Consider the following 13,347-nt stretch of genomic DNA (forward strand, 5'->3'; position numbering starts at 1 on the left):
TCCCGTCCGTCGTGGCCCCACCGCGCCGCGGCGCTACGCCCGTACGGAGAGGCTTCTGGGGTCCGGCCCCCAGGTCGGGCTGTTCCCCGGGCCCGTCCCCCGGGTCGGCGGCCGGCCGGCTCGGACGGTGCCCGATGGACGGACCCGGCCGGGATCCTCGCGGCGAGCCGTCTCCAGGGCCCGGGAGAGATTGACCCGGTACCACAGGACCTCGTCGAACTCCTCGGCCGTCAGGACCCGTTCGAAGGATTCCCGGGCCGCCGGGGTCGCCGTGATCATGGAGGCGAGGACGGGCCGCAGCCGGCGCAGCAGGGCGCGCTCCAACGGGTCCTCGGCCACCGAGGCGAGCTCTTCCGGCGGCAGCACCGCGGCGATCACCGCGGCCGACTGCCACGGATCGTCGGTCCGCCCCATCAGCTGGGCGACCCGGCGACTGCGCCACTGGCGGGCCCGCCAGTCCTGTCCGCTGGTGAGCATCACGCGCATCGCGACGGGGGTGTTGCCCTGCAGCAACTCCGGCTCGCGGTCGGCGAACTCGGTGATCTCCGAGGCGAGATAGAGCCAGACCACCGCGCCGAAGCGGTTCACATAGAAGCGGACGGGGCCCACGCATCCGGCCCGGGTGAGCCGCAGGGCCCGGCCGGGGCCGATGCCCATCAGCGCCGCGGCCTCATTGGTGGTGACCGCGCGCAGGCGTGCGCGAAGCGTCTCGGGGAATCCCGGCTCGGCCTGGAGCCGGGCGACCTCCGCCGCCGGCACCCGGTGCCGGGCGGGCGGCCCGGCGCTTCCCGGCCGGCGGTCGGGCGCGGCCGGTACCGTCCGTACCTCTCCGAGCTGTGTGGCGAGTTCGAACTCGCCGGTCCGCAGCTCCAGTTCCTGGGCGGCCCGCGCCATCGAGAGCGTCTGCCGCCCGTCGCACATCACTGTCATCGTCATGGTGCTTCCCCCTGCGACTCGTTCGTCGATCACTGACGGTTACGACCATAGCCGCGGGCGGTGACAGCGCGTCAACGCTCGATTCAGACCTGTGGATAACTCTCCGGCCGGCGCACCGCGACGCCCAGGTGCTCCCCGACGCGGTTGACCAACAGCGTCATCTCGTAGGCGATCTGCCCCATGTCGGAGTCGGCGCCGGCCAGCACGCACAGACAGCTGCCGTCCCCCGCGGCCGTCACGAACAACACCCCGTCGTCGAACTCGACCATGGTCTGGCGCACCCGCCCGACCCCGAAGTGGAGCGCCGATCCCTTCGCCAGGCTGTGCAGTCCGGAGGCGACCGCCGCCAGGTGCTCGGCGTCCTCCTGCTCCAGCCCCTGGCTCGCGCCGGTCACCAGCCCGTCGTTGGACAGCACCAGCGCGTGCCGTACCTGCTCCACCCGTTTGGTCAGGTCGTCCAGCAGCCAATCGAGTCCGCTGCTCAGTGCCATGCCCGTTCCTCCCCGTATCCCCGTCCGCAGGTGTGGCCGGACGGCAGTTCGCGGCCCGTCGGCGGGCCGCCGTGCCAGCCTGTCCCACCTCCGCCGTGTCGGCAAGCGGCTCCGCACCCGGCGTGCCCCGTGCCTTCCGCGTTCGGTCGGCGGCGAGGATGGCGGCATGGCACACACAATGACGAAGGATGAGTGGCGGGCGTTCCTTTCCGAGGGCACCCGGACCGGAAAATTGTCGACCGTGCGGGCCGACGGCGCTCCGCACATCTCACCGGTGTGGTTCCTCGTGGACGGCGAGGAGCTGGTGTTCAACACCGGCAAGGAGACGGTCAAGGGGCGCAATCTCGCCCGTGACGGCAGGGTGGCACTGTGCGTCGACGACGATCGGCCACCGTTCGCGTTCGTGGTGGTGCAGGGGACGGCGGAGCTCAGCGAGGAGCTGTCGGACGTCCGGCACTGGGCGACCCGGATCGCGGCCCGCTACATGGGCGAGGAGCGGGCGGAGGCGTACGGCGCCCGCAACGGCGTCCCGGGTGAACTGCTGGTGCGGGTGCGGATCGACAAGGTGGTCGCGCTCACCGGGGTCGCGGACTGAGGGGCGCGGGGCGCGGACGGTTCGGCCTTCCGCGCCCCGGGCCGGTCAGCCCACCGAGTCCAACTGCCGTGCGGAGTGCAACCGTCCGGCGTGCTCGACCAGCCGGACCAGCACCTCCTTGCCCGAGTCGCGGTCCCGGGCGTCGCAGAGCACGACGGGTGTGCCGCGGTTGAGGTCCAGGGCGCGGGAGACCTCGTCGGCCCCGTAGGACCCGGCACCGGGGAAGCAGTTGACGGCCACCACGAACGGCAGGCCGCGGCGCTCGAAGTAGTCGACGGCCGGGAAGCAGTCCGGCAGCCGCCTGGTGTCGGCCAGCACCACGGCTCCCAGCGCGCCCTCCGACAGGTCGTCCCACAGGAACCAGAAGCGGTCCTGTCCCGGCGTGCCGAAGAGGTACAGGGCGAGCCCCGACCTGATGGTGATGCGGCCGAAGTCCATCGCCACCGTGGTGGTGGTCTTGGCCGCCACTCCCCCGATGTCGTCGAACGCCTGACCCACCTCGCTGAGGCGCTCCTCGGTACGCAGCGGACGGATCTCGCTGACCGCGCCCACCAGGGTCGTCTTGCCCGCCCCGAAACCGCCCGCGACTAAGACCTTCAGGGCCAATCCGGGGGCAGGGCGAGGAACTACGTCCTCCGGGGTCCCTTGTACGGCGTTCATCGGCCGTCTCCTTCAGGGTGCGGTTCCCGCCAGGCGCGGGTGTGCGGATCCAGGGCACAGCGATGGCACCGGGGCGGCACCGGGTGCCGTCCGGAAATCCATGGCGAGGACCGTACCGCCCGCTGATCGGGATTTTCTCGAATTCGGGAAAGCCGCCCGGGCATCGGGGCATGATGTGGTTTCCGGCCATGCCGTGCCGTCGTTCCCGTCGCCGCACACACGTTCCCCGGGAGCGCCGGCCTTGGGGGATCATGTGCGCATGACGCAGCAGTGGGCACCGCAGTCATCCGGGCGACGCGCCGTGTCCGCCGGGGCCAACACCTCGGCAGCGGCCGTGGAGCGCAACGGCATCAACCCGGTGCCGGACGCCGAACGGCACGGCACGCCCCGCTCCCTGTTCTGGCCGTGGGCCGCCTCCGGGCTGTCCCTGCTCTCCATCGCCTACGGGATCTACGTGACGGGGCTCGGCCTCAATGCCTGGCAGGCGGTGGTCACCGGGACGCTCGGCTATGTGCTGTCGTTCCTCCTGGTGGGCCTGGTATCGGTGGCCGGGGCGCGGACCGGCGAGCCCACCATGGCCATCGGACGGGCCGCTTTCGGCCGGCAGGGCAACAAGCTCCCCACCGTGTTCAGTTACGTCTCCAACGTCGGCTGGGAGACCGTCCTGGTAGCGCTCTCCTCCCTGGGCGGCGCCGCCATCCTGGCGCGCGTCTCGCCGGCGGTCTTCGCCCGGGCCGACGGGCGCACGCCGACCACCGGGGCCCAGGCGCTGTGCTTCGCCGTGACCGCCGTCTCGGTGGTGGTCGTGGGCATCTACGGACACGCGCTGATCATGAAGGTGCAGAAGTACCTGACCGCCGCCATCACCGTGATGACCGCGGCCTACCTGGTGCTGATGGCCGACCGGATCCACCCTTCGGCCCTCCTTGCGGGGCGTCCCGGCGGGCTCGGCACGGCCATCGGGGGCGTGGTCTTCGCGATGACCCTCCTGGGGCTGGGGTGGGTCAACTGCGGGGCGGATTACAGCCGTTACCTGCCCCGTGGCAGCAGCGCCCGGGCGATCACCGGCTGGACGGCGCTGGGCGGGGTGCTGGCCCCGGTGGCGCTGCTGGTCTTCGGGGTGCTGCTGAACGCCGGCGATCCGAGGCTCGCCGCGGCGGCCGCCGCCGATCCCGTGGGCGCGCTCGCGGCCGCGCTGCCGACGTGGTTCCTGGTGCCGTATCTGCTGACCGCCATCGGGGGGTTCGCGTCCGGGGCGATCATGGACATCTACAGCTCGGGAATGTCGCTGCTGGCCCTCGGAGTGCCCGTCCGACGGCATCTCGCGGTGCTGGTGGACGGGGCGTTGATGACCGTCGGCGGCTGGTACGTGCTGTTCGTCTCGCCCAGTTTCTTCGCCACGTTCCAGGCGTTCCTGTCCGTGGTCGGGGTGGCGATGGCGGCGTGGACATCCGTCTTCCTGGTCCAGCGGTGGCGCGACCGCCGCTCCGGTTCCGAGCCGTCCGCGGCGCCGGCCATAGGGTGGCCGGCGGTCCTCTCGCTGGCCGTCGCCACCGTCGTCGGGCTCGGCCTGATCACCTCCGCCGATCCCAACATCGCCCGGGCCGTGGGGTTCCTGCTCACCGACCGCGCCGCGCACGGCACGCTGGGCGCCATGAACCTCGGGGTGGTGGCCGCCCTGTTCGTCGCGGGCATCCTCTATGCCGTCACCGCGCCACTGGCCCACCGCCCCACCGCTCCCGAAGGAGACCGATGACCAGCCTGCCCACCACGCGCCCGCACGACGTCCGCGCGTTCTTCGGTGCCCGCGCCGCCGGTTGGGACGCCAAGTTCCCCGACGACGGCCCCGCCTACGCCGCCGGCGTCGCCGCACTGGGCCTGCGGGAGGGCCAACGGGTGCTGGACGCCGGCTGCGGCACCGGACGCGCCCTGCCGGCCCTCAGAGCGGCCGTGGGAGCGCGCGGGACGGTGCTGGGCGCCGACCTCACCCCGGAGATGCTGACGGCCGCCGTGCGAGCCGGGCGCGACGACTGTGCGGGCCTGCTGCTCGCCGACGTGACCCGGCTTCCGCTCCCGTCGGCCGCGCTGGACGCCGTGTTCGCCGCCGGGTTGGTCTCCCATCTGTCCGACTCCGCGGCCGGGCTGGCCGAACTGGCCAGGGTGGTGCGCCCCGGTGGCCGGCTCGCGCTCTTCCACCCCGTAGGGCGGGCGGCCCTCGCGGCGCGCAAGGGACACCCGCTCACCCCCGGCGACCTCCGGGCCGAACCCAACCTGCGTCCCCTCCTGGCCGGCAGCGGCTGGGACCTCGTCCGGTACGTCGACGAGGACGCCCGCTATCTGGCGCTGGCGGTCCGTCAGGGTGAGGCACCCTGACGGACCGCACACCGCGGGCCGGTCCGACAGATCGGTAGGGGACGGACACCAGCTAGGACGCCGCCGGGTCCTCCTGGACGCGTGCGTCGTCGCCCACCGGGTGGACGGGGCAGCTGCCCAGCCGGCGGGACGACGGGAAGGTCCCCAGCTCGGCGACCCGGTAGCCGTCGGGGTAGCCCTTGATCTCCGGGTTCTGACGGCCGTAGTGCGGGGCGCGGCGCGGCGGGAGCAGTCGCACGGCCCGGGCCCGCAGCTTCAGGGCGGTGTGCACCGCCGTCCGCACCGCGGGCCGGGGCCGGTCGAAGCGGAAGGCGTCCAGCAGCGTGTCGTCCAGGAGGGCCATGCTCGCACTGCGCACCACCGGGGCGAGCGGGCCGTACCAGCCCGCCATCAGGTCCAAGGACGCGTCGGCCACCCGACGGGCACCGGGGTCCCAGCCGAAGTGCGCCTCCTCGTAGGCGTCCAGGAAGACCTCGAACTCCTGGTAGGTCTGCGGGATGTCGCGGATTCCCATATGGCGGCCGAGGGTGCCGTAGTACGCGGCCATCGCGCGCTTCTCGTGTTCGCTCAGCCGCCGCCAGCCGTACTGGTCGATCCAACGGATCGGCACCACCACGAAGGTGCACAGGACGTAACGCATGTCCTCGTCGGAGATGTCGTAGCTGTGGTGCATCTGGTTGATCCGGCGGATCGCGGTCCGGCCGTCGCCGCTGTCGAAGCCGTGTTCCATGACGGTGTCCAGGAGGAGGGCCGTGTCGTCGTAGCGCTTCTGCGCGCGCTCCGTCAGCTCGGCGGTCTCGGCGAGCAGCCGCCCGATGCTCGGCACCGCGTAGGTGCGGTAGAGCGCCAGTTCCAGCGCCCTGGTGATGTCCCAGGGGAACTCGTGGGCGTAGGTGATGCGATGGATCCGCAGGAAGTCGCGCTCCGGATCGAGCCGTCGGATCTCCCTCAACCAGTCGTAGCGCCGCACCTGTTGTCCGTCCCTTCCTCGGCCGAAGTTCCCACAGTAAGGGCTGCGGGCACACTTCTACGACGGTGTAAGGGCGAGGGGCCGGGGGTCGGGATGACCGGATTCATACGCGACATGGCCGGGGTGCTCCACCTCGGCAGACGGGCCGGCGGCAGACGTCCGGCGGTGTTCCACCGCGGCGGCCGGCCGACGGGGCGTCCGCACAACATCTTCGAGGCGGCGGCCTGCTATGTGGCGGCGGGTGCCGAGGGCGACGAGGAACGGGGGGCCCAGGCGGCGGAGTGGGTGTCGCCCGAGGCGCTGGCCTTCGGCATCAACGAACTCGCCTGCCGGGCCGTACTGGCGCTGGCCCGGGAGCGCGGGCGGTCGCCGCAGGAGGTCGCCCATGAGCTCCTCGGGCTGCCGCTGCCCTGACGGGCCGTGGCCCCGGCGATCCCGCGGCCCACGTCACAGGATCGCATCGTCGCAGCGTACGGCTGGTGACAAGGCCGGGCCCGGCCAATTAGGGTGCGCGGCGAAGTGCGGACCGGTTATGGAAGGGAGGCGCGGCGTGCCGACGACCGAGAGCGCCGACGACGACCAGTTGGGCGACCAGTTGTTCGTGCTGACGGCGGTGCTGCTGACGCCCGCGCAGTTCCCCAGCGTGCTCGGCGACGACTACCCCGAGGTGTGCGCGGGACTCGGCCTCGAACCGTACGCGGAGGGCTACGGCCTGGTCCTCGGCCAGGACGGCACGGGGGCGCGCTGGACCGTGGCCACCGAGGACGTGTCGTTGGTGGCCTGCGCGATCGCGGCCTGGGACTGCGGCATGGAGTACGACCTGTCGCCGGGCGAGGAGAGCATCGTCGTGGCGCTTCCGGGGTGGCCGCTGGCCCTGGCGGTCGCCACCCCCGGGATACCGCAGCCGCACGACCCCGAGCCGCAGGAGGGCGACCGCGCGCCGCTGGCGCCGCCGGACGCCGGCGACTGGGGGCCCGCCCAGCGGCGGCTGGGCGCGGACGAGATAGCGCTGCAGTGGGCGTCCTGGCGGGCGCAGGTGGAGGACGATGAGGTCTCCTTCGCGGCGCCCGGCGAGGAGCGGCACCGGGGCGTGCGACGGGTGCTGGCGGAGGCCCGCGGCTATCTCGTCGATCCCCCGCCGCCGGGGCGGGTGCGGTCGTCGTTCGCCGCCGGCGAGGCCCGTACGCTGCGGGTCGACGGGCCCGGGTGGAGTTTGGTGGCGCGCACCGACGACATCGCCTTCGTCCTGCTCGACGACGAGCCGGGGCAGGTGCACCCGGTGGGGCGGGGACCGGAACTGCCCGGGCTGCTGGCCTCGTTGGACGGCCTGGCGGCCCGCCCTCTCTGACGGCCGCGGCCGGCCGGGCCGCCCTCGGGGGCGCGCCGGCCGGCACCGCCGGCTCAGCGGCCGAGCTGCTTGTGGCCGACCCGGCGCAGCCGGCGCCGCTGGGAGGGGTCGAGCGTCAGATACGCGACGGCCGGGATCCCGACCATGACCAAGACGGCCGCCCAGAACGGCAGCAGCCACAGCAGGATCACTCCCACCGCGACGCCGCCGATCGCGACCTTCGCCTGTGTGGACATCCTTCACGCCCTTTCCGCGGCGCGTGCCGCGCTCTGTCGTATTCCATTGAACGCCGATTCGCCGCCGGAGGTTCCCTCGACGGGCGGATCGTGCTGTACCCTCGGGCGCTCCACGCTCCAGTAGTCAAATTTGAGGAGTACCGGTCCGGTGGCTTCCCTCCCCTCGGTCACACCCGCCCTGCTCTCCGATCTCGCCCCCTGCGCGGCAGTCTTTCTGCCGTCCGATCCGCCCCGGCTGGGACGCGTCGCCTTCTGGCGCCCGGACGGCGAACCCGACTGGGGCGCGTTCGCCGACACCGCGCCCGGTGGGGCCGGCGCGGACCGGCCGGCACTGGAGCAGCTGACCGTCGCCCTGCCCAACGGGCCGGAGGACGGCGACGCGGAGAACAGCAGCGGTGGAGACTGCGGCGTCACCGTGTGCGCCGTGCCGGCCCTGGTGCTGCCGGTGGCCGCGGCGCTCCCCGTCCTCACCCGGATACGCGGCGGCCGGCACACCCACCCGGCGGCGGCCTTCTGGGGCACCGCCGCCCTGCTGGCGCTCCGGCTCGCGGCCCGCGGCCGGCTGCTGCCCGGTCTGAGCCCCACCGACCACGATGCCTGGCGGGCCGGCCCGCTCGACCCGGAGGACGTGACGCAGCTGCGCGACCTGGCCGCCGCCATGCCCCCGTACGCCCACGCCGCCCCGCTCCCGGGGACCGCCCCGGTGCTGCTGCCGGAACCCGAGCGCCAGGTGCGCGCCTTCCTGGACGCGGTCGCCGACGGACTGCCCCGTACCCCCGCGGCCGAACTGGCCGCCGGCGGACCGGCCTTCGCCGCGCCCGCCCCGCAGCACATCCCGGAACAGCGCGCGTGGGCCGCGGAGGTCGCGGCCGGGCACGACGCGGGGGTGCGGATCTCGCTGCGCGTGGAGGTGCACGGGGCGGGCCCGGCCCTCACGGAGGCGCCGGACACGGAACCGTGGCGCCCGGATGCGGCGGAGCCGGATCGCGGGCGTCCAACGGGCCCGCAGCATCCGGCCGGACCCGACGCGGACCGGGCACCCGGCGCCGGTCCTGACGTCACGTTCGCCGCCGTCGTGCAGGTCCACAGCGCGGCCGATCCCACGGTCGTCGCCGACGCCGCCGAGGTGTGGACCGGCACGGCACCGGCGGGGCGGGCGTTCGGCCCGCAGGCACGGGCGGAGACCCTGCTGACGCTGCGCCGGGCGGCCGCCGCCTGGGCGGCGCTGACCCCGCTGCTGTCCGCTGCGGTGCCGGACGCGTTGGAGCTGGCGGACGAGGAGGTCGCCGAGTTGCTGGGCCCGGCCTCCGGTGCGCTGGCCGCCGCCGGGGTCCGGGTCCACTGGCCGGAGGAGTTCGCCCGGACGCTGACCACGCGGGCCGTGGTGGGGCCGCCCGACGGGCCGGACGCCGTCGCGTACGGGCCCGGGGCCGGCGGGACGCCGTCACTGGTCTCCGCCGAGGCGCTGCTCTCCTTCAGTTGGCGGTTCGCCATCGGTGACCAGGAGATCGACCGGACGGAGCTGGACCGGCTCGCCGAGGCGCGCCGCCCCCTGGTACGGCTGCGCGGCCGGTGGGTCCTGGTGGACCCGGAGGCGGTGCGCGCCGCCCGGGACCGCAAGGACCACACGGTCGCCCCGTTGGACGCCCTGGGTGCCGCGCTCACCGGCAGCACGGAGGACGAGGACGGGCACCGGGTGGAGGTCCAGGCGTCCGGCTGGCTCGCCCGGTTGCGCGACCGGCTGGCCGACCCGGAACGCGCCGGAGACCCGGCGGTCGGCCAGCCCCCGGGGCTCGCCGCGACCCTGCGCGACTACCAGGTGCGCGGCCTGGATTGGCTGCACCGGATGACCTCGCTCGGCCTCGGCGGCTGTCTGGCCGACGACATGGGCCTGGGCAAGACCATCACGTTGATCGCCCTGCACCTGCACCGGCAGGCCGATCCGGAGTCGGCCGGACCCACGCTCGTCATCTGCCCCACCTCCCTCATGGGCAACTGGCAGCGGGAGATCGAGCGGTTCGCGCCGGGGACGCCGGTGCGCCGTTTCCATGCGGGGCGGCGCAGCCTGGCGGACCTGGCCGACGGGGAGTTCGTCCTCACCACCTACGGGACGATGCGACGGGACACCGCCAGACTGGCGGAGGTCGGCTGGGGACTGGTCGTCGCCGACGAGGCGCAGCACGTCAAGAATCCCTTCTCGGCCACTGCCAGGGCGCTGCGCGCCCTCCCTGCCACGGCCCGGGTGGCATTGACCGGCACGCCGGTGGAGAACAACCTGTCGGAGCTGTGGGCGATCCTGGACTGGACGACGCCGGGGTTGCTGGGGCCGCTGGCCCGGTTCCGCAGGCGGCACGCGCAGGTGATCGAGGGCGGCGCGGCGGGTTCCCCGGAGGCCGTCGCGGCGGCCGAGCGGCTGGCCCGGCTGGTGCGGCCCTTCCTGCTGCGCCGGCGCAAGTCCGACCCGGGGATCGCGCCGGAGCTGCCGCCCAAGACGGAGACCGACCGGGCGGTGGCGCTCACCGCGGAACAGGTCGGGCTGTACGAGGCGGTGGTGCGCGAGGGGCTCGGCGAGATCGCCGGGTCGGCCGGCCTCGCGCGCCGCGGCCTGGTGGTGAAGTTGCTGACCGCGCTCAAGCAGATCTGCAACCACCCCGGGCACTACCTCAAGGAGCCGCCGGGCGGACCGGACGCCGGGACCGCGCGGTTCGCCGGGCGGTCGGGGAAGGCCGAGCTGCTCGACGAACTTCTCGACACCCTGCTCGCCGAGGGCGCGAGCGTCCTGGTGTTCACGCAGTACGTCCAGATGGCGCGGCTGCTGGCGGAACACCTGGCGGCGCGCGGAGTGCCGGCCCAACTACTGCACGGCGGAACACCGGTGGCCCGACGGGAGGAGCTGGTGCGGCGCTTCCAGGACGGGGCGGTGCCGGTGTTCCTGCTGTCCTTGAAGGCGGCGGGGACCGGCCTGAACCTCACCCGGGCGTCACATGTCGTGCACTTCGACCGCTGGTGGAACCCGGCGGTCGAGGCGCAGGCCACCGACCGGGCGTATCGGATCGGGCAGACCCAGCCTGTGCAGGTCCACCGGATGGTCACCGAGGGCACGGTCGAGGACCGGATCGCCGCGCTGCTCTCCCGTAAACAGCAGTTGGCGGACGCGGTCCTGGGTTCCGGCGAGGCGGCGCTGACCGAACTCACCGATGCCGAGCTGGCGGACCTGGTCGCCCTACGCGGGAGCGAGCGATGACGGACGCATACGAGGAGCACAGAGGGAAGGACGGGTCGGTGTACGAGGACATGAAGGGTGGGGACGCGGTGTACGGGAGCGGGGCCGACGGGGCGGGGCCGGAGCGGACGTACGCGGCGCTGCCGGTGGCACGCGGGCAGGGCTTCGCGCGGACCTGGTGGGGACAGGCATGGCTCAAGGCCCTGGAGGACACCGCGTTGGACGGGGCACAGCTGAAGCTGGGCCGACGGCACGCGCGCGCCGGGGCGGTCGGCGCGGTCTCCGTGCGGCCGGGCCGGATCACCGCCGTCATCGAGGACCGCGACCACACCCGGTACCGCTCCGACGTGCTGCTCCAGCAGCTGTCCCCGGCGGACTGGGACCGACTGCTGGACGTCGTCGCGGACCGGTCCGGGCACCTCGCGGCACTACTGGACCGCGACATGCCGCCGGCCCTGGTGGAGGACGCGGCGGCGGCCGGGGTCGAACTCCTGCCGGGAATCGGCGATCTGGAGCCGGAGTGCGGCTGCGAGGCATGGGACCACTGTGCGCATTCGGCGGCGCTGTGCTACCAGGTGGCGCGGCTGCTGGACCAGGACCCGTGCGTGCTGCTGCTGTTGCGCGGGCGGGGCGAGGAGGAACTCCTGGACGAACTCCAGCGGCGCAGCGCCTCCCGGGGCGGGGCGGCGACCGGACCGGCCGGTCCCGACGGCGGGGACGCGGTCGGCGTCCCCGCCATCGAGGCGTACGCGGCGCGGGACGTCCTCCCGCCGCTGCCGCCGCTCCCCTCCCCGGTCGCGGTCCCCGGTCCGGCGCCGACGCTCGGCGGTGGCGCCGCGCCGCCCCCCGGGGTGGCGCCGGACGCGCTGGAGTTCCTGATCGGGGACGCGGCGGCGCGCGCCCGGCAGCTGCTGTCGGAGGCGCTGTCGCCCGGGTACGCCGACAACCCGCCGGCGCCCGCTTTGACGCCCGCGCAGGACGCGGTGCGGCTGGCGGCGGCCGGGCCCGGCGCGGCCGTCACGGCACGCCTGGCGGACGGTTCGGGGCGTGATGCGCGGGGCCTGGATCTGGCCGTACGGGCCTGGCGGTTGGGCGGTCCGGCCGGGCTGGCGGTCCTGGAGGAGGAGTGGACGCCGGCGCCCGAGGTGCTGTCCCGGTTGCGGGACCGACTGGTGGCCGCCTGGGAGGACGAGGCGTCCCGGCCGCGGCTACGGGCCACCGGGAACCGCTGGACCGTCGTGGGCGGCGGCACCCAGCTCCGCTACGGGCGCGACGGACGCTGGTGGCCGTTCCGCAAGGAGGGCAGCCGGTGGGCGCCGGCCGGTCCGGTCGCGGACGATCCGGCGGCGGCGCTGGCCGCCCTCGCGGCCGACGTACCGGACGGGCACACGGAGGGGAATCGCACCACGGTGCGAGAAACATCACCTTTGGTCAGCCCTTGACACCTGATGGTCAATTCGAGTCGACACCAATGACAGGATGGAACCGAATCCGCACCCATTTCGTGCGATTCATTCCGCGACCCTGCCCGCTTGCGTCCCCGTACGCCAGTTTTCGGCAGCCTGCGCTCGCGTATGTCCGCCCGTCGACCGATCCGACCGTTAGGCCCGTCCTGCCATGCCGCTCGCCTTCCTCCGCCGCCTGCGCGACCGCACGCCGCACAGCCGCCAGCCGACCCTCCCCCGCGGGGCGGGCGCGCTGGACCTGTGCGTCGACGATCCCGTCGGACTGCCGATGGCCGGGGCGGAGATCTCGGTGCGGGACGCGGGCGGCCGGGAAGCGATGGCCGGCCGGACGGACCCCAACGGCCGGCTGACCGTCACCCTGCCGCCCGGCGGCTACCGGCTCCTGGTGACCTCCGACGGCTTCCGGCCGGTCCGTTGCGAGGCCCAGGTGACGGCGGGCGAGCGGACCGCGCCCCGCCCGATCACGCTGGAACTGGCGCCGGCACTGCCGCTGCCCGAAGCCGGCCAGTGGCGGCTCGACCCCGACCACAGCGCCATCCGGTTCACCGCCCGGCACATCGGACTCGCCGAGATCCACGGCCGGTTCAACCGCTTCGAGGGCGGGCTGTGGATCGGCGAGCGGATGCAGGACTCCCGGGTCGAGGTGACCATCGACGCGGCGAGCATCGACACCGGCGTGCGGATGCGCGACGACCACCTGCGGTCGGCGGAGTTCCTGGACGTGGCCCGCTTCCCCCACCTCCAGTTCACCGGCGACCGGTTCGTCCACAAGGGAGGCAGCCGGTGGGCGGTGCAGGGCGTGCTCCATCTGCACGGCGTCAGCCGCACCGTCCAGTTGGACACCCGCTACCTGGGCATCGGCACCGGCATCATGGGCGAGACCCGCACCGCGTGCCAGGCCGTCACCGAGCTGCACCGCGAGGACTTCACCCTGGACTGGCGCAAGATGCTGGCCAGGGGCATCGCCGCGATCGGCGCTACGATCCGGATCGAGCTGGACATCCAGGCGGTCCGGCCCGAGTAACAGCCGCACGGAAGAGGGGGTTCCC

Annotated in this window: 13 protein-coding genes; 8 read left to right on the forward strand and 5 right to left on the reverse strand. The window is 73.9% G+C overall.

The window, feature by feature from the left end:
- Positions 1-33: 33 nt before the first annotated feature.
- Both JNO44_RS39525 and JNO44_RS39530 read right to left on the reverse strand, forming a co-directional pair.
- Positions 34-936, reverse strand: coding sequence for a DUF6397 family protein (locus tag JNO44_RS39525; protein WP_240167872.1), 903 nt, complete (start codon positions 934-936; stop codon positions 34-36).
- 83 nt (positions 937-1,019) lie between these two features.
- Positions 1,020-1,427 carry a roadblock/LC7 domain-containing protein gene (locus JNO44_RS39530; RefSeq protein ID WP_039630588.1) on the reverse strand — a complete coding sequence of 136 codons (408 nt, stop codon included), beginning with the start codon at positions 1,425-1,427 and terminating at the stop codon, positions 1,020-1,022.
- Between the two features lie 166 nt (positions 1,428-1,593).
- Here JNO44_RS39530 and JNO44_RS39535 point away from each other — a divergent pair, with 166 nt between their 5' ends.
- Entirely contained in the window at positions 1,594-2,022 is a 429-nt protein-coding gene (locus JNO44_RS39535) for a PPOX class F420-dependent oxidoreductase (protein ID WP_205368798.1), read from the forward strand.
- Between the two features lie 45 nt (positions 2,023-2,067).
- Here the strand turns inward: JNO44_RS39535 and JNO44_RS39540 are convergent, their stop codons facing one another.
- Complete coding sequence (locus JNO44_RS39540; protein ID WP_205368799.1) at positions 2,068-2,682, reverse strand: GTP-binding protein; 615 nt, start codon at positions 2,680-2,682, stop codon at positions 2,068-2,070.
- A gap of 259 nt (positions 2,683-2,941) precedes the next feature.
- Between JNO44_RS39540 and JNO44_RS39545 the strand changes: the two genes are divergently transcribed.
- On the forward strand, positions 2,942-4,438 hold the full coding sequence (locus JNO44_RS39545) for a purine-cytosine permease family protein (protein WP_205368800.1): 1,497 nt from the start codon (positions 2,942-2,944) through the stop codon (positions 4,436-4,438).
- Complete coding sequence (locus tag JNO44_RS39550) at positions 4,435-5,055, forward strand: class I SAM-dependent methyltransferase (protein WP_205368801.1); 621 nt, start codon at positions 4,435-4,437, stop codon at positions 5,053-5,055. The genes JNO44_RS39545 and JNO44_RS39550 overlap by 4 nt, the downstream gene beginning before the upstream one ends.
- A 52-nt stretch (positions 5,056-5,107) precedes the next feature.
- Here JNO44_RS39550 and JNO44_RS39555 read toward each other — a convergent pair whose 3' ends face one another.
- Positions 5,108-6,025 (reverse strand): oxygenase MpaB family protein, encoded by a 918-nt coding sequence (locus tag JNO44_RS39555; protein WP_205368802.1) that lies wholly within the window; start codon positions 6,023-6,025, stop codon positions 5,108-5,110.
- A 93-nt stretch (positions 6,026-6,118) separates the two neighbouring features.
- On the opposite strand from JNO44_RS39555, the gene JNO44_RS39560 reads away from it, so the two are divergent.
- Together JNO44_RS39560 and JNO44_RS39565 are read left to right on the forward strand one after the other, a co-directional pair.
- Positions 6,119-6,439 (forward strand): hypothetical protein, encoded by a 321-nt coding sequence (locus JNO44_RS39560; protein WP_240167873.1) that lies wholly within the window; start codon positions 6,119-6,121, stop codon positions 6,437-6,439.
- A gap of 136 nt (positions 6,440-6,575) precedes the next feature.
- Positions 6,576-7,373 (forward strand): hypothetical protein, encoded by a 798-nt coding sequence (locus JNO44_RS39565; protein ID WP_205368803.1) that lies wholly within the window; start codon positions 6,576-6,578, stop codon positions 7,371-7,373.
- A 53-nt stretch (positions 7,374-7,426) separates the two neighbouring features.
- Here the strand turns inward: JNO44_RS39565 and JNO44_RS39570 are convergent, their stop codons facing one another.
- Positions 7,427-7,609 (reverse strand): hypothetical protein, encoded by a 183-nt coding sequence (locus JNO44_RS39570; RefSeq protein WP_039630600.1) that lies wholly within the window; start codon positions 7,607-7,609, stop codon positions 7,427-7,429.
- 148 nt (positions 7,610-7,757) lie between these two features.
- On the opposite strand from JNO44_RS39570, the gene JNO44_RS39575 reads away from it, so the two are divergent.
- The 3 genes from JNO44_RS39575 to JNO44_RS39585 all read left to right on the forward strand — a co-directional run bounded on the left by JNO44_RS39575 (position 7,758) and on the right by JNO44_RS39585 (position 13,322).
- On the forward strand, positions 7,758-10,853 hold the full coding sequence (locus JNO44_RS39575; RefSeq protein ID WP_205368804.1) for a DEAD/DEAH box helicase: 3,096 nt from the start codon (positions 7,758-7,760) through the stop codon (positions 10,851-10,853).
- A complete protein-coding gene (locus JNO44_RS39580) occupies positions 10,850-12,274 on the forward strand; it encodes an SWF or SNF family helicase (RefSeq protein WP_420882723.1) in 1,425 nt (474 codons plus the stop codon). Before JNO44_RS39575 ends, JNO44_RS39580 begins: the two co-directional genes overlap by 4 nt.
- 175 nt (positions 12,275-12,449) lie before the next feature.
- Positions 12,450-13,322: a YceI family protein gene (locus JNO44_RS39585; protein WP_205368805.1), complete on the forward strand. Its 873-nt coding sequence runs from the start codon at positions 12,450-12,452 to the stop codon at positions 13,320-13,322.
- The last annotated feature ends 25 nt before the right edge of the window (positions 13,323-13,347 follow it).

This window comes from Streptomyces noursei, assembly GCF_016917755.1.
Classification (GTDB): Bacteria; Actinomycetota; Actinomycetes; order Streptomycetales; family Streptomycetaceae; genus Streptomyces; species Streptomyces yunnanensis.

Excerpts from the sequence above, each read along its gene's own strand:
- JNO44_RS39530 (WP_039630588.1), bottom strand. The coding sequence starts at position 1,427 with ATGGCACTGAGCAGCGGACTCGATTGGCTGCTGGACGACCTGACCAAA.
- JNO44_RS39560 (WP_240167873.1), top strand. The coding sequence starts at position 6,119 with ATGACCGGATTCATACGCGACATGGCCGGGGTGCTCCACCTCGGCAGA.
- JNO44_RS39585 (WP_205368805.1), top strand. The coding sequence starts at position 12,450 with ATGCCGCTCGCCTTCCTCCGCCGCCTGCGCGACCGCACGCCGCACAGC.
- JNO44_RS39540 (WP_205368799.1), bottom strand. The coding sequence starts at position 2,682 with ATGAACGCCGTACAAGGGACCCCGGAGGACGTAGTTCCTCGCCCTGCC.
- JNO44_RS39535 (WP_205368798.1), top strand. The coding sequence starts at position 1,594 with ATGGCACACACAATGACGAAGGATGAGTGGCGGGCGTTCCTTTCCGAG.
- JNO44_RS39545 (WP_205368800.1), top strand. The coding sequence starts at position 2,942 with ATGACGCAGCAGTGGGCACCGCAGTCATCCGGGCGACGCGCCGTGTCC.
- JNO44_RS39570 (WP_039630600.1), bottom strand. The coding sequence starts at position 7,609 with ATGTCCACACAGGCGAAGGTCGCGATCGGCGGCGTCGCGGTGGGAGTG.
- JNO44_RS39525 (WP_240167872.1), bottom strand. The coding sequence starts at position 936 with ATGACGATGACAGTGATGTGCGACGGGCGGCAGACGCTCTCGATGGCG.
- JNO44_RS39580 (WP_420882723.1), top strand. The coding sequence starts at position 10,850 with ATGACGGACGCATACGAGGAGCACAGAGGGAAGGACGGGTCGGTGTAC.
- JNO44_RS39550 (WP_205368801.1), top strand. The coding sequence starts at position 4,435 with ATGACCAGCCTGCCCACCACGCGCCCGCACGACGTCCGCGCGTTCTTC.